General features: G+C 61.5%; 23 protein-coding genes and 1 riboswitch. Of the genes, 18 read left to right on the forward strand and 5 right to left on the reverse strand.

From position 1 onward, the window contains the following. Positions 1-20 precede the first annotated feature (20 nt). From hda to ACP7CJ_RS16920, 3 genes are all read left to right on the forward strand, one after another. Positions 21-725 carry a DnaA regulatory inactivator Hda gene (gene hda / locus ACP7CJ_RS16910; protein ID WP_247406650.1) on the forward strand — a complete coding sequence of 235 codons (705 nt, stop codon included), beginning with the start codon at positions 21-23 and terminating at the stop codon, positions 723-725. Positions 726-939: 214 nt separating this feature from the next. After that, on the forward strand, positions 940-1,569 hold the full coding sequence (locus ACP7CJ_RS16915) for a C40 family peptidase (RefSeq protein WP_247406653.1): 630 nt from the start codon (positions 940-942) through the stop codon (positions 1,567-1,569). Positions 1,570-1,713: 144 nt separating this feature from the next. After that, the gene (locus tag ACP7CJ_RS16920; RefSeq protein ID WP_426100058.1) at positions 1,714-2,250 is read left to right on the forward strand and encodes a C40 family peptidase; all 537 of its coding nucleotides are present in this window, start codon (positions 1,714-1,716) and stop codon (positions 2,248-2,250) included. 135 nt (positions 2,251-2,385) lie between these two features. On the opposite strand, the gene ACP7CJ_RS16925 is transcribed toward ACP7CJ_RS16920, so the two are convergent. Continuing rightward, a complete protein-coding gene (locus ACP7CJ_RS16925; protein WP_426100057.1) occupies positions 2,386-3,699 on the reverse strand; it encodes a PQQ-dependent sugar dehydrogenase in 1,314 nt (437 codons plus the stop codon). Positions 3,700-3,798: 99 nt separating this feature from the next. Continuing rightward, positions 3,799-4,042, forward strand: a riboswitch (cobalamin riboswitch). A 79-nt stretch (positions 4,043-4,121) separates the two neighbouring features. Between ACP7CJ_RS16925 and cobO the strand changes: the two genes are divergently transcribed. The 14 genes from cobO to ACP7CJ_RS16995 all read left to right on the forward strand — a co-directional run bounded on the left by cobO (position 4,122) and on the right by ACP7CJ_RS16995 (position 15,516). Further along, a complete protein-coding gene (cobO, locus tag ACP7CJ_RS16930; RefSeq protein ID WP_276194252.1) occupies positions 4,122-4,733 on the forward strand; it encodes a cob(I)yrinic acid a,c-diamide adenosyltransferase in 612 nt (203 codons plus the stop codon). Continuing rightward, positions 4,730-6,097 (forward strand): cobyrinate a,c-diamide synthase, encoded by a 1,368-nt coding sequence (locus tag ACP7CJ_RS16935; protein ID WP_426100056.1) that lies wholly within the window; start codon positions 4,730-4,732, stop codon positions 6,095-6,097. Before cobO ends, ACP7CJ_RS16935 begins: the two co-directional genes overlap by 4 nt. Beyond that, on the forward strand, positions 6,094-6,744 hold the full coding sequence (gene bluB / locus ACP7CJ_RS16940) for a 5,6-dimethylbenzimidazole synthase (protein WP_247408302.1): 651 nt from the start codon (positions 6,094-6,096) through the stop codon (positions 6,742-6,744). The genes ACP7CJ_RS16935 and bluB overlap by 4 nt, the downstream gene beginning before the upstream one ends. After that, positions 6,741-7,649, forward strand: a complete 909-nt coding sequence (cbiB, locus tag ACP7CJ_RS16945; protein WP_276194250.1) for an adenosylcobinamide-phosphate synthase CbiB — start codon at positions 6,741-6,743, stop codon at positions 7,647-7,649. The genes bluB and cbiB overlap by 4 nt, the downstream gene beginning before the upstream one ends. After that, positions 7,642-8,631, forward strand: a complete 990-nt coding sequence (gene cobD / locus ACP7CJ_RS16950; RefSeq protein ID WP_276194249.1) for a threonine-phosphate decarboxylase CobD — start codon at positions 7,642-7,644, stop codon at positions 8,629-8,631. The genes cbiB and cobD overlap by 8 nt, the downstream gene beginning before the upstream one ends. After that, positions 8,628-10,079 carry a cobyric acid synthase gene (locus tag ACP7CJ_RS16955; RefSeq protein ID WP_276194248.1) on the forward strand — a complete coding sequence of 484 codons (1,452 nt, stop codon included), beginning with the start codon at positions 8,628-8,630 and terminating at the stop codon, positions 10,077-10,079. The genes cobD and ACP7CJ_RS16955 overlap by 4 nt, the downstream gene beginning before the upstream one ends. A 145-nt stretch (positions 10,080-10,224) precedes the next feature. Continuing rightward, positions 10,225-10,746 (forward strand): bifunctional adenosylcobinamide kinase/adenosylcobinamide-phosphate guanylyltransferase, encoded by a 522-nt coding sequence (gene cobU / locus ACP7CJ_RS16960; RefSeq protein WP_253397747.1) that lies wholly within the window; start codon positions 10,225-10,227, stop codon positions 10,744-10,746. Continuing rightward, complete coding sequence (gene cobT / locus ACP7CJ_RS16965) at positions 10,743-11,798, forward strand: nicotinate-nucleotide--dimethylbenzimidazole phosphoribosyltransferase (protein WP_276194246.1); 1,056 nt, start codon at positions 10,743-10,745, stop codon at positions 11,796-11,798. The genes cobU and cobT overlap by 4 nt, the downstream gene beginning before the upstream one ends. Continuing rightward, a complete protein-coding gene (gene cobC / locus ACP7CJ_RS16970; protein WP_247405035.1) occupies positions 11,795-12,370 on the forward strand; it encodes an alpha-ribazole phosphatase family protein in 576 nt (191 codons plus the stop codon). The genes cobT and cobC overlap by 4 nt, the downstream gene beginning before the upstream one ends. 2 nt (positions 12,371-12,372) lie before the next feature. Next, complete coding sequence (locus tag ACP7CJ_RS16975; RefSeq protein WP_247405038.1) at positions 12,373-13,101, forward strand: adenosylcobinamide-GDP ribazoletransferase; 729 nt, start codon at positions 12,373-12,375, stop codon at positions 13,099-13,101. A gap of 42 nt (positions 13,102-13,143) precedes the next feature. Beyond that, a complete protein-coding gene (locus ACP7CJ_RS16980; RefSeq protein ID WP_276194245.1) occupies positions 13,144-13,548 on the forward strand; it encodes a MarR family winged helix-turn-helix transcriptional regulator in 405 nt (134 codons plus the stop codon). A gap of 63 nt (positions 13,549-13,611) precedes the next feature. Next, positions 13,612-14,811, forward strand: coding sequence for an MFS transporter (locus tag ACP7CJ_RS16985; protein ID WP_426100113.1), 1,200 nt, complete (start codon positions 13,612-13,614; stop codon positions 14,809-14,811). Next, complete coding sequence (locus ACP7CJ_RS16990) at positions 14,808-14,930, forward strand: hypothetical protein (protein ID WP_276194242.1); 123 nt, start codon at positions 14,808-14,810, stop codon at positions 14,928-14,930. The genes ACP7CJ_RS16985 and ACP7CJ_RS16990 overlap by 4 nt, the downstream gene beginning before the upstream one ends. A gap of 34 nt (positions 14,931-14,964) precedes the next feature. Then, entirely contained in the window at positions 14,965-15,516 is a 552-nt protein-coding gene (locus ACP7CJ_RS16995; RefSeq protein WP_276194241.1) for a glutathione peroxidase, read from the forward strand. A 65-nt stretch (positions 15,517-15,581) separates the two neighbouring features. On the opposite strand, the gene ACP7CJ_RS17000 is transcribed toward ACP7CJ_RS16995, so the two are convergent. From ACP7CJ_RS17000 to ACP7CJ_RS17015, 4 genes are all read right to left on the reverse strand, one after another. Continuing rightward, the gene (locus tag ACP7CJ_RS17000) at positions 15,582-16,868 is read right to left on the reverse strand and encodes an OmpP1/FadL family transporter (protein ID WP_276194240.1); all 1,287 of its coding nucleotides are present in this window, start codon (positions 16,866-16,868) and stop codon (positions 15,582-15,584) included. A gap of 145 nt (positions 16,869-17,013) precedes the next feature. Then, positions 17,014-17,496: a hypothetical protein gene (locus tag ACP7CJ_RS17005; RefSeq protein WP_276194239.1), complete on the reverse strand. Its 483-nt coding sequence runs from the start codon at positions 17,494-17,496 to the stop codon at positions 17,014-17,016. Between the two features lie 280 nt (positions 17,497-17,776). After that, complete coding sequence (locus ACP7CJ_RS17010) at positions 17,777-18,001, reverse strand: hypothetical protein (protein WP_007898912.1); 225 nt, start codon at positions 17,999-18,001, stop codon at positions 17,777-17,779. Between the two features lie 443 nt (positions 18,002-18,444). Beyond that, positions 18,445-18,750, reverse strand: a complete 306-nt coding sequence (locus ACP7CJ_RS17015) for a hypothetical protein (protein WP_247405053.1) — start codon at positions 18,748-18,750, stop codon at positions 18,445-18,447. 457 nt (positions 18,751-19,207) lie between these two features. Here ACP7CJ_RS17015 and ACP7CJ_RS17020 point away from each other — a divergent pair, with 457 nt between their 5' ends. Further along, complete coding sequence (locus ACP7CJ_RS17020; RefSeq protein ID WP_276194237.1) at positions 19,208-19,531, forward strand: sel1 repeat family protein; 324 nt, start codon at positions 19,208-19,210, stop codon at positions 19,529-19,531. Positions 19,532-19,629: the final 98 nt, after the last annotated feature.

A 19,629-nucleotide genomic window follows, 5' to 3' on the forward strand; every position in this document is an offset into this window, starting at 1 on the left:
ATCGGAACCGTTCAGTCAGCATGAAACCGATTCAGCTGCCCTTAGGTGTGCGTCTGCGTGACGACGCCACCTTTATCAATTACTACCCAGGCGCCAATGCCGCTGCACTCGGCTATGTCGAGCGGCTCTGCGAAGCCGACGCCGGGTGGACTGAAAGCCTGATCTATCTGTGGGGCAAGCAGGGCGTGGGGCGCACCCACCTGTTGCAGGCCGCGTGCCTGCGCTTCGAGCAAATGGGTGAACCGGCGGTTTACCTGCCTTTGGCCGAGTTGATGGATCGCGGGATCGGGATTTTCGACAACCTCGAACAATACGAACTGGTGTGCCTGGATGATCTGCAGGCCATCGCCGGCAAGGCGGATTGGGAAGAGGCGCTGTTTCATCTGTTCAACCGCCTGCGCGACAGCGGCCGCCGCCTGTTGATCGCGGCCTCGACCTCGCCCCGTGAGTTGCCGGTCAAGCTGGCGGACCTCAAGTCGCGCCTGACCCTGGCGCTGATCTTCCAGATGCGCCCATTGTCCGACGAGGACAAATTGCGTGCCCTGCAATTGCGTGCTTCCCGTCGCGGCCTGCACCTCACCGACGAGGTCGGGCACTTTATCCTCACCCGTGGCACCCGCAGCATGAGCGCGTTGTTCGATTTGCTCGAACAGCTCGATCAGGCCTCTTTGCAGGCCCAGCGCAAGCTGACGATTCCCTTCCTTAAGGAAACCCTCGGCTGGTAGCAAACCCTTGTATTTCGTGGGGTTTAGGCAAATTCCAGGCGCCAGAAAACCTGCGTTTTGGCCGGCTTGGCCACGCAAAACACGTGCATAGGGTATTAAGGGCTTAGATGTCATAGCGCAAACAGTAAGTCACATAGATCACGATTGAATTTGCAAATCGATGTGATAGAAGGCATAGTCTCGGCTTCTTTACACATTTGCCACGGTCGTGCCCATGCTGAATCGCTTCGCACCCCTCGTGCCTCTCGCACTCGTAGCCCTGTTGTTTGGTTGCGCCTCCCACCCTCAACAAGTGGCCGAGCAGCACGATCAACAGTATAAAAATCAGGCAAAATTCGTTGCTGCGCAGTCTTCCACTGTTTATGAGGAAGAGCTGGCAACCGAAAAAGAACTGGCCGCCTTCGCTGGCAACAAGCCTTATCAGCTTCCCGTTCTGGCCGACAGCATTCTCGAACGCGGCATGTCCCTGATCGGTACCCGTTACCGTTTCGGCGGCACTTCCGAAGCCGGTTTCGATTGCAGCGGTTTTATCGGTTACCTGTTTCGTGAAGAAGCTGGCATGAACCTGCCACGCTCCACTCGCGAAATGATCAACGTGAATGCACCGTTGGTCGCGCGTAACAACCTCAAGCCTGGCGATCTGCTTTTCTTCAGCACCAGTGGTCGTGGTCGCGTCAGTCACGCCGGTATCTACTTGGGCGATAACCAGTTTATCCACTCCAGCAGCCGCCGCAGTGGTGGTGTTCGAGTCGACAGCCTGGGCGACAGCTACTGGAGCAAAACCTTCATCGAAGCCAAGCGCGCACTCGCCATGGCCCCGACGACGATTACCGCCAGTAAGTAAAGTTAAAGTGATACTTGAAGTTTGACGTGTAAGCGCTAGAATCCTTGAACATTGTTGTAATCCGTTCGCGCAAGCCTTGCTTGCGCGTTCTGGTTTTCAGCGTTCGGCAGCGAAAGCCGCATCCAGACCAGGATTGTTCTGCACATGTCGACCTCGGCCCGCCTGATTCTCATTGTTTGCGTCGCGCTGCTCAGCGCCTGCGCAAGCCGACCGCAGCCAGCGCCTGTCGCGGCCAAGCCTAAACCGGTATTCAACACCAGCCAGAATTTCTCGCCGGCCGCCGAAGACGTGCTCTTCCGAGCGCTGGGCCTGGTCGGTACGCCTTATCGTTGGGGTGGCAACACGCCAGACTCCGGGTTCGATTGCAGCGGGCTGATCGGGTTTGTCTACCGTGATGCCGCCGGCATCTCCCTGCCGCGCACCACGCGCGAACTGATCGTAATGCGTGGCCAGGACGTCAGCGAGCAGAACCTGCAAACCGGTGACCTGTTGTTCTTCGCCACGGGCGGCGGCTCGCAGGTCAGCCACGCCGGGATCTATGTCGGCGAAGGGCGCTTTGTACATGCGCCGCAGACGGGCGGTACGGTGAAGCTGGATACGCTGTCCAAAGCGTATTGGCAGAATGCCTACCTGAGCGCCAAGCGTGTGTTGCCGGCTGAAAACCTGGCGCGTAACCCTTAGATAAAACCTAGACCCAAATGTGGGAGGGCGCTTGCTCCCGATGAGGGCGTGTCAGTCCCTGCATTTGGTGACTGACCCACCGCTATCGGGAGCAAGCGCCCTCCCACATTTGTTTTGTGGTGGTCTTGGGGGCGGTTACTTAGCCGCAGAAACCCGCCACACCTTATTCCCCACATCATCCGCCACCAGCAAGCCGCCCTGCTTGTCGATGACCACGCCAACCGGTCGGCCCATGGCTTTCTCGTCGCTGTTGAGGAACCCGGTCAGCACGTCCACCGGCGGCCCCTTCGGCTTGCCGCCCTCGAACGGTACGAAGATCACCTTGTAGCCGCTGTGCGGCTTGCGGTTCCACGAACCGTGCTGGCCGATGAACGCGCCGTTGATAAAGGGCGCCGGCAGTTTGCTGCCCTCGGCGAAGGTCAGGCCTAGCGAGGCGGTGTGCGGGCCTACGGCGTAGTCCGGCGCAATGGCTTTGGCCACCAGGTCCAGGTTTTGCGGCGTGACGCGTACATCCACGTGCTGCCCGTAGTAGCTGAAGGGCCAGCCATAAAAGGCGCCATCCTGGACCGACGTGATGTAGTCCGGTACCAGGTCGCTACCGATCTCATCGCGCTCGTTCACGGCCGTCCACAGCTTGCCGCTCTGCGGTTCCCAGGCCATGCCGTTAGGGTTGCGCAGGCCGGAGGCGAAGATACGGTGCTGGCCGCTGGCGCGGTCGACTTCCCAGATCGCGGCGCGGCCTTGTTCCGCCTCCAGGCCGTTCTCCGCCACGTTGCTGTTGGAACCCACGCTCACATACAGCTTGCTGCCGTCCTTGCTGGCCACCACGTTTTTCGTCCAGTGGTGGTTGATGCTGCCGCCGGGCAGGTCGATGACCTTGCTGCCGGCGGTCTTGATCGCGGTCTCGCCCGTCTGATAGGGAAAGCGCAGCAGCTTGTCCGAATCGGCCACGTACAGGTCATTGCCGACCAGCGTCATGCCGAAGGGCGAGTTGAGGTTTTCCAGGAATACCGTGCGGGTCTCCGCGACCCCATCATGGTCGGCATCGCGCAGCAGGGTGATGCGGTTCGGGCTCGGTACCCTGGCGCCGGCGCGGCCCATGACTTTCTCCATCACCCAGCCACGAAGGCCTTTGGAATCATCCGGCTTGGGCGGCGCGTTGGTTTCCGCCACCAGCACATCGCCGTTGGGTAATACGTACAGCCAGCGCGGGTGGTCCAGGCCTTCGGCGAAGGCCGCCACCTGGGTGCCGGCGGCGGCCGTGGGCTTGGTGCCCGCTGGCCAGCCAATGGCCGGGGCGATGTTCACAGTGGGGATCAGCGTCTTGTTCGGCTCCGGCAATTGCGGTGAGGGCCCGGTGCCGTCGGATACCTTCAGGGTCGAGCTTTCGCCGCAGGCGGCAAGGCTGCCCGCGAGCATGATCAGTAAGGCGAGTCTTGTTTTATGCATGGTTTTCTCCTGGATGCCTGTAAGGGTAGAGGTGTGTGTTGCGACGATGGTTCAAGTACAAGGCCAGCTTTAATTGACGCTCCACCCCCAACCCACTAACCTTCGCGGCTTGTTCCAGGTGCTCTGTGACCTACGGGTCGACTGAGTGAAACAGGGAAGCCGGTGAGTGAGCGCACTTGTACACAGTGTTGCCGCGATTCCGGCGCTGCCCCCGCAACGGTAAATGAGTCAAAACGGTGCTGTTTGCCACTGTATCGCCCGCGATATGGGAAGGCGCGCCGTCGGCGTGTGCTCTAGCGCGCCACTCATGAGCCCGGAGACCGGCCCGGATCATCCAACAGCATCACGGTGGGCGATGCTTGGCTGTCTGTTTTTGATTTTTCCTGCCCGCCGTTTTTGTCCAGCCCCAACGGAGAGCTGCCATGACCGATTCCCCCGAGCGCGACGAACGCCACCTGGCGCGCATGCTGCGTAAAAAAGCCGTGATCGATGAGCGCATCGCCAATTCTCCGAACGAATGCGGCTTGCTGCTGGTGCTGACCGGCAACGGCAAAGGCAAGAGCAGCTCGGCATTTGGCATGCTGGCCCGCGCCATGGGCCACGGCATGCAGTGCGGTGTGGTGCAGTTCATCAAGGGGCGCAACAGCACCGGCGAAGAGCTGTTCTTCCGCCGCTTCCCCGAGCAAGTGCGTTTTCATGTGATGGGCGAGGGTTTTACCTGGGAAACCCAGGACCGCCAGCGCGACATCGCGGCCGCCGAAGCTGCCTGGGCGGTGTCCCGCCAATTGCTGCAAGACCCGTCCATCCGCCTGGTGGTGCTGGATGAGCTGAACATCGCGCTCAAGCACGGCTATCTCGACCTGGATCAAGTCCTTGGTGACCTGCAGGCCCGCCCGCCGATGCAGCACGTGGTCGTCACCGGCCGTGGCGCCAAGCCCGAGCTGATCGAAATGGGCGACACCGTCACCGAGATGGGCATGCTCAAGCACGCATTCCAAGCCGGTATCAAGGCACAGAAAGGCGTCGAACTTTGAATCAGCCCCGTCATTGCCCGGCCGTCTTGATCGCCGCGCCGGCGTCCGGCCAGGGCAAAACCACGGTCACCGCCGCGCTGGCCCGTTTGCACCGCAACCTGGGTCGCAAGGTGCGCGTGTTCAAATGCGGCCCGGACTTCCTCGACCCGATGATTCACGAGCGCGCCAGCGGTGCGCCGGTGTATCAATTGGATATGTGGATGGTAGGCGAGCAGGAAAGTCGTCGCTTGCTGTGGGAAGCGGCGGGGGAGGCGGACCTGATCCTGATCGAAGGCGTGATGGGCCTGTTCGACGGCACGCCTTCCAGCGCTGACCTGGCGCGACACTTCGGTGTGCCGGTGCTCGGCGTGATCGATGGCACGGCCATGGCACAAACCTTCGGTGCCTTGGCCCTCGGCCTGGCACGCTACCAGCCGGACTTGCCGTTCGCCGGCGTGCTGGCCAACCGCGTCGGCACCCTGCGCCATGCACAACTGCTTGAAGGCAGCCTCACCGAAGGACTGCGCTGGTATGGCGCGCTGTCCCGCGAGACCGCTATAGAATTGCCCAGCCGCCACCTGGGCCTGGTGCAAGCCAGCGAACTGAATGACCTCGACCTGCGCCTGGACGCTGCCGCCCAAGCGTTGGGCAGCAGTTGCGAGGTCGCGTTACCGCCGCCGGTGACCTTTGCCGCACCGCCCGTGACCCGCGCCGAACCGTTGCTGGCCGGCGTGCGTATCGCCATCGCCCGTGACGAAGCCTTCGCCTTCACCTACGGTGCTAGCCTTGATCTGCTGCGGGCGATGGGCGCTGAGTTGAGCTTCTTCTCGCCGATCCATGATCGCCAATTGCCTGAGGCCGACAGCCTCTATCTGCCTGGCGGTTACCCCGAACTGCATCACCAGGCGCTGTCGGAAAACACCGCGATGCTGGGTGCGATCCGTGCTCATCACGCTGCCGGCAAACCGCTGCTCGCCGAGTGTGGCGGGATGCTTTATCTGTTGGACTCGCTCACCGATGTCGACGGCATCCGCGCCGAACTGGTCGGCCTGCTGCAGGGCGCTGCGGTGATGCAAAAGAAGCTCGCGGCCCTGGCCCTGCAAAGCGTCGAATTGCCCGAGGGCGTGTTGCGCGGTCATACCTATCACCACTCGCTGACCAGTACCGAATGGCAGCCCGTTGCCCGTGGCGTGAGCCCCAATGGTGGGCGCGGGGCGGAGGCGGTGTATCGGCAGGGGCGGCTGACCGCGTCCTACGTCCACTTCTATTTCCCTTCCAATCCCCGCGCCGTTGCTGCGCTGTTTGCGCCCGGCGAAGGCGAATCGCACTCGGCTAAACACCACGAATCCACTGCGGGAGCGGGCTTGCCCGCGATAGGCTCATGACCGACAACGCCTTCCCCGAAGCCGAGCGCCAGGCCGTCTACCGCGCCATCGCCGAGCGCCGCGACATGCGTCACTTCAGCGGCGGCGATGTGGCTCCCGAACTGCTGCACCGTTTGCTCCAGGCCGCACACCAGGCGCCGAGCGTTGGCTTGATGCAGCCGTGGCGGTTTATCCGCATCAGCGACCGCCAACTGCGTAGCCGGATTCAACAGTTGGTGGAGGAAGAACGCATACGCACCGCCGAAGCGTTGGGCGAGCGTTCCGATACATTTATGAAGCTCAAGGTCGAAGGTATCCACGACTGCGCCGAAGTGCTGGTGGCGGCGCTGATGGATGACCGCGAGCGGCATATCTTCGGCCGACGCACCTTGCCGGAAATGGACATGGCCTCGTTGTCCTGCGCGATCCAGAATCTGTGGCTGGCGGCGCGGGTCGAAGGCTTGGGCATGGGCTGGGTCTCGCTGTTCGAGCCGCAGGCCCTGGCCGACCTGCTGGGCTTGCCGCCCGGCGCGAAACCCTTGGCGGTGTTGTGCCTGGGGCCGGTCGAGGCGTTCTACCCGGCACCGATGTTGCAGCTCGAAGGCTGGGCCGAACCTCGGCCGCTGAGTGACATGTTGTATGAGAATACCTGGGGAGTGAGTCAATGAGTGTGGCCTTGCTGTGTGTCGCGGCGGTGGCGCTGGATGCGCTGCTGGGCGAGCCCAAGCGCTGGCATCCGCTGGTGGCGTTCGGCAATTTTGCCGCGCGCATTGAGCGGCGTTTCAACAGTGGCGGCCGTGGCTGGCGCAGCCACGGTGTGACCGCGTGGTTTATTGCGGTGGTGCCGCTGACGCTGCTGGCCACCGCGTTGTCGTGGGCGCCCTATATCGGCTGGGTGCTGGAGATCCTCGCGTTGTACTGTGCCCTCGGCATGCGCAGTCTCGGTGAACACGTGATCCCGGTGGCTCAGGCCTTGCGCGGCGATGACCTGGACGAAGCCCGTCGGCGCGTGAGTTACCTGGTGAGTCGCCAGACCAGTGAGCTGGATCGCACTGAAGTGGCCCGCGCCGCCACTGAATCGGTGCTGGAGAACGGCAGTGACGCCGTCTTTGCCGCGCTGTTCTGGTTTGTCGTCGCGGGTGTGCCGGGCGTGGTGCTGTACCGCTTGAGCAACACCCTCGACGCGATGTGGGGCTATCGCAACGCACGCTTTGAGCGCTTCGGTTGGGCGGCGGCCAAGATCGACGACGTACTGAACTATATTCCGGCACGCCTGGTGGCGTTGACCTACGCCGTACTCGGTAAAACCCGGCTGGCGATCAAATGCTGGCGCCGCCAGGGCCCGACCTGGGATAGCCCCAACGCCGGCCCGGTCATGGCGGCGGGGGCGGGTGCCTTGGGCGTCGAGTTGGGCGGTGCCGCGATCTACCACGGTGAACTGCACCAGCGCCCGCCACTGGGCGAAGGCCCGGCGGCGGATGCAGACGCCATCGACCGAGGCTGGCAACTGGTGCAGCGCGGCGTATGGTTGTGGCTGCTGATTCTATGCATCGGGGGGCAATTGTATGCTTGAGCACGGTGGTCGCCTGCGCAAGGCGGCGATTGAATACGGGATTGCCGAAGCCGAATGGCTCGACCTGTCCAGCGGCCTGGCGCCCTGGCCGTGGCCGATCCCCGAGATTCCGTTGCGCGCCTGGGCGCGCCTGCCGGAAACCGACGACGGCCTGGAACAAGCCGCCAGCGAGTATTACGGTACCGCGCATTTATTGCCGGTGCCTGGTTCCCAGGCGGCGATCCAACTGCTGCCGCGCCTGCGCCGGGGTGGCAAGGTCGGTGTGCTGTCACCTTGCTACGCCGAGCACGCCGAGGCCTGGCGCCGCGCGGGCTACGTGGTGCGCGAAGTGCAGGAGCAGGAAGTCGACTTCTTTCTCGACAGCCTGGACGTGCTGGTGGTGGTCAACCCGAATAACCCGACCGGCCTGAGCCTGTCCCCGCAACGTCTGCTGGATTGGCACGCGCGGCTGGCCCAGCGCGGTGGCTGGCTGGTGGTGGACGAAGCGTTCATGGACGTCACGCCGCACCTGAGCCTGGCAGGCCAGGCCCATCAGGTCGGCCTGATCGTGCTGCGCTCGTTCGGCAAGTTCTTCGGCCTGGCCGGTGTGCGCCTGGGGTTTGTGCTGGCGGAGCGCCGGTTGCTCAAGCTGTTGGCCGAACAGGTCGGGCCATGGGCGGTCAGCGGGCCGACGCGGGTGATCGGCCAGGCGTGTCTGCGCGATACCGCTGGGCACACCCGGCAACGTAATCGTTGCCAGGAAGCCGGCCAGCGCTTGTTCGAGTTGCTGGAACGCCAAGGCTTTCAACCCCAGGGCGGCTGCGCCCTGTTCCAATGGCTGATCACACCCCACGCCGAACGCCTGCATGCGTTCATGGCCCAACGCGGCATTCTGCTGCGCCTGTTCGTCCACGACAGCAGCCTGCGTTTCGGCCTGCCCGACACCGATGCCGACTGGCTGCGCCTCGAACAGGCGCTGATCGCCTACAAGGAAGCGCCATGAGTACGCTGATGGTGCAAGGCACGACGTCCGATGCCGGTAAAAGCACCCTGGTCACCGCCCTGTGTCGCTGGCTGGTCCGCCAGGGCGTCGCGGTGGTGCCGTTCAAACCGCAGAACATGGCGCTCAACAGCGCGGTAACGGCCGAAGGCGGCGAAATCGGCCGCGCCCAGGCGGTGCAGGCCCAGGCCGCCAACCTGGCGCCGCACACAGACATGAACCCGGTGCTGCTCAAACCCAACAGCGATACCGGCTCCCAAGTGATCATCCATGGCCGTGCCGTGACCAGCATGAACGCGGTCGCCTATCACGACTACAAAGCCATCGCGATGCGCGCGGTGCTGGCGTCCCACGCGCGCTTGAGCGAGGCCTACCCAGTGGTGATGGTGGAAGGCGCGGGCTCCCCGGCGGAGATCAACCTGCGCGCCAATGACATTGCCAATATGGGCTTCGCCGAAGCTGTGGACTGCCCGGTGCTGCTGATCGCCGACATCAATCGCGGCGGCGTATTTGCTCATCTGGTCGGCACCCTCGAATTGCTTTCGCCGACCGAGCAAGCGCGGGTCAAGGGCTTCATCATCAACCGTTTTCGCGGCGATATCGCTTTGTTGCAGCCGGGGCTGGATTGGCTGGAAGCACGCACTGGCAAGCCGGTGGTTGGCGTATTGCCCTACATAATGGACCTGCATCTGGAAGCCGAAGACGGCATCGACCAGCGCCAGATCGACAAGGCTGCCCAGGTGCTCAAGGTGGTCGTCCCGGTATTGCCGCGCATCAGCAACCACACCGACTTCGACCCGCTGCGCCTGCATCCCCAGGTGGACTTGCAGTTCATCGGCCCGGGCCAGCCGATTCCCGCCGCCGACCTGATTATCTTGCCGGGCTCGAAAAGCGTGCGCAGTGACCTCGCGTACCTGCGTGCCAATGGCTGGGACACGGCGGTGGCGCGGCACTTGCGCTACGGCGGCAAGGTGCTGGGGATTTGCGGCGGCTTGCAGATGCTCGGCGAGCAGGTGCATGACCCGCTCGGGCTCGAGGGGCCGGCCGGGTCGAGTGCAGGTCTGGGCTGGCTGGCGTTCAGTACGACGCTGGAGGAGCACAAGCAATTGCGCAATGTGCGTGGGCGCCTGTTGCTGGAGGACGCGGAGGTCAGTGGTTATGAGATTCACGCGGGGGTGACGTCCGGCGCTGCGTTGTCGAACGCGGCCGTGTTGCTGGACGACGGCCGCAGTGATGGCGCGCAGAGCCCCGACGGGCAGATCTTCGGCACCTACCTGCATGGCTTGTTCGAAACCCCTGCCGCGTGCAGCGCCTTGTTGCGCTGGGCCGGTTTGCAGGCGGTACAGGCGGTGGATTACCACGCCCTGCGTGAGCGCGATATCGAGCGCTTGGCCGACCTGGTGGACAACCATCTGGATACCGCGCTGTTGCGCACGTTGTGTGGGGTTTGACGGTGTACATGCGCTCGAAGTGTGGGCGCTGGCTTGCCCGCGATGGCATCAACCGCGTTTCCCAGAGGCAGCGAGATGCCTGCATCGCTGGCAATCCAGCGCCCACCGTTGACCGAGTCCGGCTCGAATACCGAGGTGCCCTCCCATGCTCCAACTGATCCTCGGCGGCGCCCGTTCCGGCAAAAGCCGCCTCGCCGAAAAACTTGCCGGCGACAGCGCGTTGCCCGTCATTTATATCGCCACCAGTCAACCGCTGGACGGCGAGATGAACCAGCGCGTCGCCCTGCATCGTCAGCGTCGCCCGGATGCCTGGGGTCTGATCGAAGAACCGATCGAACTGGCACGGGTGCTGCGTGAAAACGCCGCGCCCGAGCGCTGCCTGCTGGTGGATTGCCTCACGCTCTGGCTGACCAATCTGCTGCTGCTCGACAACCCCGAGCGCCTGGCTTTTGAGCGTGACCAATTGCTGGAAAGCCTGGCCTCATTGCCAGGTGAAATCCTGTTTGTCAGCAACGAGACCGGTTTGGGTGTCGTGCCGCTGGGCGAATTGACTCGCCGCTATGTGGATGAAGCCGGTTGGCTGCATCAAGCCTTGGCCGAGCGGTGTCAGCGCGTTGTCCTGACCGTTGCCGGCCTGCCCCTGACTTTGAAAGGTACTGCGTTATGACGGAAACCTGGTGGCTCAACCCGTGCAAGGCCAGCGATGCCTTGGCGTATCAACAGGCCTTGGCGCGCCAACAGCAATTGACCAAGCCGGCCGGCTCCCTCGGCCAATTGGAAGCGTTGGCGGTGCAGTTGGCCGGCTTGCAAGGCCGGGTCAAACCTACGCTGGAGCAGGTGTGGATCGCCATCTTTGCCGGCGACCACGGCGTGGTCGCCGAAGGCGTGTCGGCGTATCCCCAGGAAGTCACCGGGCAGATGCTGCATAACTTTGTCTCCGGCGGTGCGGCCATCAGCGTATTGGCGCAGCAACTGACGGCGCAGTTGGAAGTGATCGACCTCGGCACAGTGACGCCGTCGCTGAACCTGCCCCGGGTGCGTCACCTGAATATCGCAGCGGGCACCGCCAACTTCGTCAACGGCCCGGCCATGACCGAGGCACAAGGGCGGCTGGCGCTGCAGGCCGGTCGCGACAGCGCACGCCGTGCGTTGACGAGCGGCGCGCAGTTGTTTATCGGCGGCGAGATGGGCATCGGCAACACCACCGCCGCCAGTGCGTTGGCGTGTGCCTTGCTCGATTGCCCGGTCAGTGATTTGACCGGGCCGGGCACCGGCCTGGATGCCCAGGGCGTCAGCCACAAAGTCGCGGTCATCGAACGCGCGCTGGCCGTGCACGCCGCGCAACGCGGTGACGCGCTGCAAACCCTGTTCAACCTGGGCGGGTTGGAGATTGCAGCGTTGGTCGGTGCCTATCTGGCCTGCGCCCAGGATGGCATTGTGGTGCTGGTGGACGGCTTTATCTGCAGCGTCGCGGCGTTGGTCGCCACGCGGCTGAACCCGGCATGCCGTGAGTGGCTGGTGTTCGGCCATCGCGGCGCCGAGCCGGGCCATCGCCACGTACTGCACAGCCTCGACGCACAACCGTTGCTCGAACTCGGCCTGCGGCTCGGCGAAGGCAGCGGCGCGGCCCTGGCGGTGCCGCTGCTGCGCCTGGCCTGCGCGCTGCACGGGCAGATGGCCACATTTGCTGAAGCCGCTGTGGCGGACCGCCCGGCATGACCTTGTACCTGGACCTGCTGCGCCACGGCGAAACCGAATTGGGTGGTGGCCTGCGCGGCAGCCTCGACGATGCGCTCACCGAAAACGGCTGGGCGCAAATGCGTGCTGCCGTGGCCGAGCAGGGCCCGTGGGATCGCCTGATCAGTTCGCCGCTGCAACGGTGTGCGCGGTTTGCACAAGAGCTCGGCGCAACACTCAACGTGCCAGTGAGCCTGGAAAAGGCTCTGCAGGAATTGCACTTCGGCGCCTGGGAAGGGCAGAGCGCAGCGGCGTTGATGGAGACCGATGCCGAAGGGCTGGGCGCGTTCTGGGCTGATCCCTATAGCTTCACACCACCAGAGGGCGAACGTGTCAGCGACTTTTCCGAACGGGTCCTCGGCGCGGTCTCACGCTTGCATCAGGCTTATGCTGGCCAGCGTGTGCTGTTGATCAGTCACGGTGGGGTGATGCGTCTGCTGCTGGCCCAGGCGCGCGGTTTGCCCCGAGCGCAATTGCTGAATGTCGAAGTCGGCCATGGCGCGCTGTTCAGCCTGCAGGTCGCGGCCGACGGCGTGCTGAAGGAAGGGCGCTGAACATGCTGCCGTTCTGGATCGCCCTGCAGTTCCTGAGCAGCCTGCCAATTCGTCTGCCGGGCATGCCGCAACCGCAGGAACTGGGGCGCTCACTGCTGTTTTACCCATTGGTGGGCTTGCTGTTCGGCCTGCTGTTGTGGGGACTGAATCTCGCGTTGACGGGCGCGCCGTTGTTGCTGCACGCAGCGCTGTTGCTGACGGCCTGGGTGTTGCTCAGTGGCGGTTTGCACCTGGACGGGCTGGCAGACAGCGCGGACGCCTGGCTCGGTGGTTTTGGCGATCGTGAGCGCACCCTGAGCATCATGAAAGACCCACGCAGCGGGCCGATCGCCGTGGTCACCCTCGGCCTGGTGTTGTTGCTCAAGTTCACCGCGCTGGTAGCGCTGATCGAACAGCACAATGGCGCAGCGCTGATCCTCGCGCCGCTGATCGGGCGTGCTTCGATGCTCGCGCTGTTTCTCACCACGCGCTATGTGCGTGCAGGAGGACTGGGCCAGGCATTGTCGGATCACTTACCGAGGATTGTCGGCCAGCAGGTGCTGATCCTCAGCGGCCTGGCCTGCCTCCTGATCGCTGGTTTCAGCGGCGGGATTGCGGTCCTGCTCGCGGCGCTGTGCTTTATCGGCCTGCGCCACCTGATGGTCAAGCGCCTCGGCGGCACCACGGGCGACACCGCCGGCGCGCTGCTGGAGTTGCTGGAAGTGGCGGTTCTGGTCGGTCTGGCGCTGTAACACTTGCTTGCATTTGCTGAATCGCGGGTATATACACGTTCCATGCTTGCCTCCCAATGTTTATGCACCAACCTGCGACGCGCCGCCCGTGGCGTCAGCAGGCATTACGACGGCGCTCTCGACGGCTTCGGGATCAACGTCGCCCAATATTCTTTGCTGTGCAATCTGCAGCGTCTCGATCAGCCGAGTATTTCCAACCTGGCCGACGCCATGGGGCTGGATCGCAGTACGTTGGGGCGCAACCTGCGCGTACTGGAAGGCGAAGGCCTGGTGCGGTTGGTCGAGGGCGATGACCTGCGCAACCGCCTGGTGCTGTTGACCGAGGCCGGCGCGGCGCGACTGGCCGCAGCTTTGCCGGCCTGGGAGGCGGCGCAGCAGAAATTGATTGATCGGTTGGGCGCGGAAAAACGCGAAACCCTGTTGGCCTTGCTGGATGAACTCGCCTGAACGCGGGTTTGCTCGACTAAAAGCGGGTATATACCCGCAAATGGAGAATAAGAAATGACCTCGATGTGGCGCACCGGTGGCTGGATTCTTGTGGGGAGTGCGCTGATCCTGGCGTTGTCCCTGGGTGTACGGCATGGCTTCGGGCTGTTCCTGGCGCCGATGAGCGCCGAATTCGGCTGGGGGCGTGAGACGTTTGCCTTTGCCATTGCCCTGCAGAACCTGATCTGGGGCCTGGCGCAGCCTTTCACCGGCGCCCTGGCCGACCGCTTTGGGGCGAGCAAGGCCGTGTTGGTTGGCGGGGTGTTGTACGCCGTCGGCCTGGTATTGATGGGTATGTCCGACTCGGCATGGTCGCTGTCGTTGAGCGCCGGTTTGTTGATTGGTATTGGCCTGTCGGGCACCTCGTTCTCGGTGATTCTGGGCGTGGTCGGCCGTGCCGTGCCGCCGGAAAAACGCAGCATGGCCATGGGCATTGCCAGTGCCGCCGGTTCTTTCGGCCAGTTCGCCATGGTGCCGGGCACCCTGGGCTTGATCAGTTGGTTGGGTTGGTCGGCGGCACTGCTGGTGCTGGGCTTGATGGTGGCGCTGATTCTGCCGCTGGTGAGCATGCTCAAGGATCGGCCGCTGCCTGTCATGGCCGGCCAGCAAACCTTGCGCGAAGCACTGAAGGAAGCCTGCTCTCACTCTGGGTTCTGGTTGCTGGCGTTCGGTTTTTTCGTCTGCGGTTTCCAAGTGGTGTTTATCGGCGTGCATCTACCCGCCTATCTGGTCGATCAGCATTTGCCGGCGACTACCGGCACCACCGTCTTGGCCTTGATCGGCCTGTTTAATATCGCCGGCACCTACACCGCCGGCTGGCTCGGCGGGCGCATGTCCAAGCCGCGCCTGCTGACTGGCCTGTACCTGTTGCGGGCGTTGGTGATCGGGCTGTTCCTGTGGGCGCCGGTGACTGAAATCTCGGCCTACCTGTTCGGTATGGCGATGGGCTTTTTGTGGTTGTCCACGGTGCCGCTGACCAATGGTACGGTCGCGACGTTGTTTGGTGTGCGAAACCTCTCGATGCTCGGTGGGATCGTGTTTCTGTTCCACCAGCTCGGTTCGTTCCTCGGTGGCTGGTTGGGTGGAGTGGTCTATGATCGAACCGGCAACTACGATTTGATCTGGCAAGTGGCGATTCTTTTGAGCCTGCTCGCCGCCGCACTCAACTGGCCGGTGCGTGAGCGGCCGGTGGCGCGGTTGCAGACGCAGATGGAGGTAGCATGAGTTCCAATGGCTATTGGCTGGTTGGGGCAGGGGCGGCAACGCTTCTGCTGCTTCTGGCGTGGTGGGGCTGGCAGCACGGCGGGCTGGCGTTGATGCAACTGGGTATGTCGATCTGTTAAGTTCATGGTCTGACTCCTTTGAAGGACACACGATATGCAGATGCGCTGGCTCGCAGTACCCGTCCTGATGGCTGCTTTTGGCGGTGCGGCCATGGCTGCCAGTTGCCCGCCGTTGCTGGAGGGGCAGTTGCCCAAGTTGCGCGCCAAGGAATCCATCGACCTGTGCCAGCGCTTTGCCGGTAAGCCTCTGGTGATCGTCAATACCGCCAGCTTCTGCGGGTTTGCGCCGCAATTCAAAGGCCTTGAGGCGTTATACCAGCGCTACAAGGGCCAGGGCCTGGAAGTGATTGGCGTGCCTTCCGATGACTTCAAGCAGGAAGCCAAGACCGGAGAGGAAACCGCCAAGGTTTGCTACGTGAATTATGGCGTCACCTTCACCATGACCGAGCCGCAGACGGTCAAGGGGCCGGATGCCGTGCATCTGTTCAAGATACTGGCGCAGCAGAGCAGCGCGCCGAAGTGGAATTTCTACAAGTACGTGGTGGATCGTCAGGGCAGGGTGATCGCCAATTTCTCCAGCCTGACCAAACCTGACAGCCCGGACTTGCTCAAGGCGGTGGAAGAGGCGCTAGCTTCGAAACCCTGATCGTTGCCCATTGAAAAGCCCCGCCTCCTTTGCAGGAGAGCGGGGCTTTCTTATGCGCGAGCAGGTCAGAACTTGTACGTCACACCCAGGCCGAAACCGTTGGCGCTGTTTTCGTATTTGGAGCTGTAGGAACCCAGTGCGTTGGATTTGTTGACTTTGACCGACTCTTCCTTGAGGTAGGAGTAAGCCACGTCAACGGTCATGTTATCCATCACTGCGTAACCCATACCAACACTGAAGATGGTCCGGTCGCCGGTAGGGATGCGTGGTGAACGATCGGTGTTGTTGGTTGGCGACTGGTCGAAGCTCAGACCGGTACGCAGTACCACCTGCTTGGTGAGCTGATACGAGGTACCCAGGGCGTAAGCCCAGGTGTCGTGCCAGTTCTGCGGCTCAGTGATGGTTCCGACAAGCGCAGGTGCCAGTGCGCCTCCGCTAGCCGCTGTCACACCTTCGTTTTTGATGGTGATGTCTTTCAAACGGCTCCAACGAGTCCAGGTCGCACCCGCATACAGTTTCCAGGCGTCGCTGAGGTCTTGAGTCATCGACAGGTCCCAGGATTCAGGTGTGTCGACGTTCAGTGACGCATCGTAGCGGTTGTTGGCCAGCACCTGCGATGGAACCGTGGCGGCTTTGGTGACGTCGGTGTGGCCTTCGAGTTTGTACTTCACTTGCGAGTGGTAGGTCAGGCCAACGCGAGTGGTATCGGTGGCTTGAACCAGAATACCGGCGTTAAAGCCCAGGGCTGTATCATCGCCTTTGACTTTGACCTTGTTGTCGCCTGGGATCCCTAGGCCAGCCAGGCTTGGCTGCGATTCCAGGGTGCCGTCGATACGGTTGATGGTCGGACCAAAGCCGATGGATACGCGATCATTGAACTTGTAGCTGACAGTCGGTTGGAAAGTGATGACCGAGACTTCGCTCTTGCTGCCAAACCCGCGCCCCTGGAAGCCACTTTCGTAGTCGGTTTTCAGGCCGAACGGCGCATAAACACCGAAGCCGATAGCCCACTGATCGTTAAGTTTGTTGGTGTAGAAACCGAAAGGTACGCCAGTGAAAGGCACCATGTCGCCTTTGTTGGTGCCGCTGGAACGGCCGCCGGCATCTTTGATATTGGTCGAGGCATCAATCACCGCGAAACCACCGGTAATTTGCTGGCCTTCCAGGCGAGCCATACCGGCAGGGTTACCATAGACGGTGCTTGCGTTTTCGGCAGCGGAAGAGCGTCCTGCGAAGCCCGTACCCATCCCGGCGACGTCTTGTTCGTTAAGGGCAAAGCCACTTGCGAAGACGTGGGATGAGGCCATGGCAACGGCGAGGCTAAGTGTGGTCTTGAGCATTACTTTTTTCATTATTAGAACTCCGTGTGATCACCGAAGCGGAAAGTATCAATAAATTACACATCACGCTATAGGCTGTAACATAGGAGATAGAGCGGTTTTGTAGGACAATCCTACTAAAATCGCGGTTTTTTAGCGAATATTGTAAGTTTACCTATCAGCAAACCACCTGATTCATGGATGAAACACAGGATTTCCAGGTTTGGGTGAAGTCGCGAAGACGGCCTTGAGGGTGAAATATTTCTTTCCAGATACGCGCCATGGCCAATACATCACCCGGTGCGGGCAACGCGGGGCGCCGTTGTTCCACCAGCAGCCAGGCGATGGCTGTGGCGTAACGCAGGTTAACGGTCAGCTCAAGCTGGGGCGCGCTGAGGAAAGCATGCTGGCTGGCCAGGCCGCGCACCAGGCTTGCGCGTTCCGGGTCCAGCGCCAGGTAGGTGTCCCATAGGGCGCGGTGACGTGGTTCGGTGATGCTATACAGGCCGTGGCCGCGGCGGTCGTGCAATGCGGAGCCGAGTTCCGACTGGCTGGCGGCAATGCCCAGCAACAGAGATTCAGCCGTCTGGTCGTGGCACCCGAGGTAAATAAGCGTCGGCTTGATTACATAACGACACAATTCGCTGGCAGCGATACCCATACTCGCCTCAATCCGTGAAAGTGGTCGACGAAGCCTGAGCGGGTGGGGGCTTGGCAGCGGTGGATCGGATCTCAGGCCCGTCGTAAGCGGATCATGCCGCTTGAGTTGAAGTGTAGTGTCATATTCGTAGTGTAAAGGACTGTTTTTAAAACATCTTCTTTAATCAGTTATAACGGTTATATCTATTCGTGCTGAGTGCAAACATTCAGATCCTGAATATCAGGCAATAAAAAACCCTGCGTCTTAAACAGGGTTTTTGTGTTTCAGCAGCTCGGGTCGATCAGGCAACCAGTGCCTGACGGGTACGCTCGATCACGGCCTGCAGCGGCTCTGCGCTGGAGTATTGATCGGGGTACAGGCGTTCGCTGTGACGAGCGATACCGTGTTCGTTGACCAGGGTGAAGCTGAAGCAGCCTTTGCGAGCGGCCATGATCAGACAGTTCATTGGTGCAAAAGCGTTGGTGAGGGTGCGAATGGCATCCTGAGTATGGATTTGAGTGGACATATTATTGGTGTTCCTACAAATAACACGGTTAAGAACCGCGCAACGTTAAAACGTTCCAGTGACGTCGATCACCATTGATCGAACGAAGAACCCGACTGGAACAAAGCAGCCAGTTTGAAGCGCTAATAGTTTAGGCGCGCTTGGGCTGGCAGGTAGGTACTTAGGAGGGCAGGCAACACAACAGGGGCAAAGGTTCTGGGCCCAGGGTGAAGATCCTGATCAATTGGCAGGTTGGTTCGGTCAGAGTATTGATACTTCGCGACACCCTTTGCTTGTTCAAAGGCAGTGTCGTCGCAAGTGATACCTGGAAACCATCAAGGTGGCCGATCCCGTGTTGTTCAGGGGAGTTGTTCGACCAGAATTGACTTTCAGCTTGGTACTAACGCTGCGGATAGTAACGGATCGAAGCGGGGAATGGAAGCGTGCAGGCAAAAAAACTTCAGTCAGCCCTCCAGCAACCCGTGATACACCAGCACCGTGACGGCTGCCGCCAGCGAGGAGCCCAGCGCATACGCGGCCAGGGTCAGGCGCAGGGACTGGCCGGTTTCGATCATTTTCATGACATCGCCCATGTCATTGATCCGGCCCTCGCCCAACTCGATACACAGGCTGATGGCGGTGAACGCCGCGGAGAGCAGGATCGCGATGGCGAACAATGCGCCGTCGGGTGAGGGTAGTGCGGCATTGATTCCCAGGGAGGTCGCGCAGATAGCCAGCAACAACACTGTGAATAACAGAATTCCTTTCATCGACCCGCACATGGTTGCGTTGTAGGTGGGGCAGTGTGGCGACCTGTACTGAATTTGAAAAGTCCCTGCCTGGCCGTGCCGGTAACATATTCAAGCAGTATCGGATCAAAAAATACCGGCGATATAACCAGGGAAGAGGGGGTTGTACACATTGTTCACAGTAGGTGTCACCGGCCTGTCAAGTGTTTCGAACCGGCTCCGTCAGCCTGCAATGAAAATTTAAGTCAATGAAAAATATCGCTTTTTTTTATTGGTGAAAAAATCGTCAGTTTGACTGCGGCCCCCATTCCATGGGGCTTTGCGCGAGTTAAAGGAGGGTTGTCCACTGAGTTATCCACAGCTTCTGTGGATTGTCCCAAGCGCTTGCTCTAGCACGGGCGTGCAGGTTTTTTTCGGCTTTACCTGTACGAAAAAAAGAGTAGAGTGGCGCGCCTTCCGTTCTGTCCCACAGTGCTTTATGAAGTTTCGCTCAGTGTCACTTTCTGCTACCGACACCCCTCCGGCTGTTACCCCACCCAAGCGTTTCTCCTTGAAAGTTGCATTGTGGTTGCTCGACAGCCCGCTGCTAGGCCACAGCGCCAACGTCAAACATTTTGCCGGGCGCTTGCTCAAACAGCCGGCGCGTGATGGCGTAGTCGCCGCGCAAAGCCGACTTGGCCAATTGATGTGCCGCGAATGTGGTAATGCCCGCGACCGCCGCATCGGCCACGACCTCCTGCGCCTGGCTGCTCGCGCTGGCGACCGCCGCGCCCAGCGTGAATTGGGACAGGTCGAAGACTGAGCTGTCCTCAACTCCCTTGCTTGGTTAACCTTGCTCTTTTTCGGTGATGGCAGACATGGCTATGGCTTTTGACTGGACCAGTATTGCCCTGGGACTTG

The organism is Pseudomonas sp. PSPC3-2, assembly GCF_049897085.1.
GTDB classification, from domain to species: domain Bacteria; phylum Pseudomonadota; class Gammaproteobacteria; order Pseudomonadales; family Pseudomonadaceae; genus Aquipseudomonas; species Aquipseudomonas paraveronii.

Excerpts from the sequence above, each read along its gene's own strand:
- hda (WP_247406650.1), top strand. The coding sequence starts at position 21 with ATGAAACCGATTCAGCTGCCCTTAGGTGTGCGTCTGCGTGACGACGCC.
- ACP7CJ_RS16915 (WP_247406653.1), top strand. The coding sequence starts at position 940 with ATGCTGAATCGCTTCGCACCCCTCGTGCCTCTCGCACTCGTAGCCCTG.
- ACP7CJ_RS16920 (WP_426100058.1), top strand. The coding sequence starts at position 1,714 with ATGTCGACCTCGGCCCGCCTGATTCTCATTGTTTGCGTCGCGCTGCTC.
- ACP7CJ_RS16925 (WP_426100057.1), bottom strand. The coding sequence starts at position 3,699 with ATGCATAAAACAAGACTCGCCTTACTGATCATGCTCGCGGGCAGCCTT.
- cobO (WP_276194252.1), top strand. The coding sequence starts at position 4,122 with ATGACCGATTCCCCCGAGCGCGACGAACGCCACCTGGCGCGCATGCTG.
- bluB (WP_247408302.1), top strand. The coding sequence starts at position 6,094 with ATGACCGACAACGCCTTCCCCGAAGCCGAGCGCCAGGCCGTCTACCGC.
- cbiB (WP_276194250.1), top strand. The coding sequence starts at position 6,741 with ATGAGTGTGGCCTTGCTGTGTGTCGCGGCGGTGGCGCTGGATGCGCTG.
- cobD (WP_276194249.1), top strand. The coding sequence starts at position 7,642 with ATGCTTGAGCACGGTGGTCGCCTGCGCAAGGCGGCGATTGAATACGGG.
- ACP7CJ_RS16955 (WP_276194248.1), top strand. The coding sequence starts at position 8,628 with ATGAGTACGCTGATGGTGCAAGGCACGACGTCCGATGCCGGTAAAAGC.
- cobU (WP_253397747.1), top strand. The coding sequence starts at position 10,225 with ATGCTCCAACTGATCCTCGGCGGCGCCCGTTCCGGCAAAAGCCGCCTC.
- cobT (WP_276194246.1), top strand. The coding sequence starts at position 10,743 with ATGACGGAAACCTGGTGGCTCAACCCGTGCAAGGCCAGCGATGCCTTG.
- cobC (WP_247405035.1), top strand. The coding sequence starts at position 11,795 with ATGACCTTGTACCTGGACCTGCTGCGCCACGGCGAAACCGAATTGGGT.
- ACP7CJ_RS16975 (WP_247405038.1), top strand. The coding sequence starts at position 12,373 with ATGCTGCCGTTCTGGATCGCCCTGCAGTTCCTGAGCAGCCTGCCAATT.
- ACP7CJ_RS16980 (WP_276194245.1), top strand. The coding sequence starts at position 13,144 with ATGCTTGCCTCCCAATGTTTATGCACCAACCTGCGACGCGCCGCCCGT.
- ACP7CJ_RS16985 (WP_426100113.1), top strand. The coding sequence starts at position 13,612 with ATGTGGCGCACCGGTGGCTGGATTCTTGTGGGGAGTGCGCTGATCCTG.
- ACP7CJ_RS16990 (WP_276194242.1), top strand. The coding sequence starts at position 14,808 with ATGAGTTCCAATGGCTATTGGCTGGTTGGGGCAGGGGCGGCAACGCTT.
- ACP7CJ_RS16995 (WP_276194241.1), top strand. The coding sequence starts at position 14,965 with ATGCAGATGCGCTGGCTCGCAGTACCCGTCCTGATGGCTGCTTTTGGC.
- ACP7CJ_RS17000 (WP_276194240.1), bottom strand. The coding sequence starts at position 16,868 with ATGAAAAAAGTAATGCTCAAGACCACACTTAGCCTCGCCGTTGCCATG.
- ACP7CJ_RS17005 (WP_276194239.1), bottom strand. The coding sequence starts at position 17,496 with ATGGGTATCGCTGCCAGCGAATTGTGTCGTTATGTAATCAAGCCGACG.
- ACP7CJ_RS17010 (WP_007898912.1), bottom strand. The coding sequence starts at position 18,001 with ATGTCCACTCAAATCCATACTCAGGATGCCATTCGCACCCTCACCAAC.
- ACP7CJ_RS17015 (WP_247405053.1), bottom strand. The coding sequence starts at position 18,750 with ATGAAAGGAATTCTGTTATTCACAGTGTTGTTGCTGGCTATCTGCGCG.
- ACP7CJ_RS17020 (WP_276194237.1), top strand. The coding sequence starts at position 19,208 with ATGAAGTTTCGCTCAGTGTCACTTTCTGCTACCGACACCCCTCCGGCT.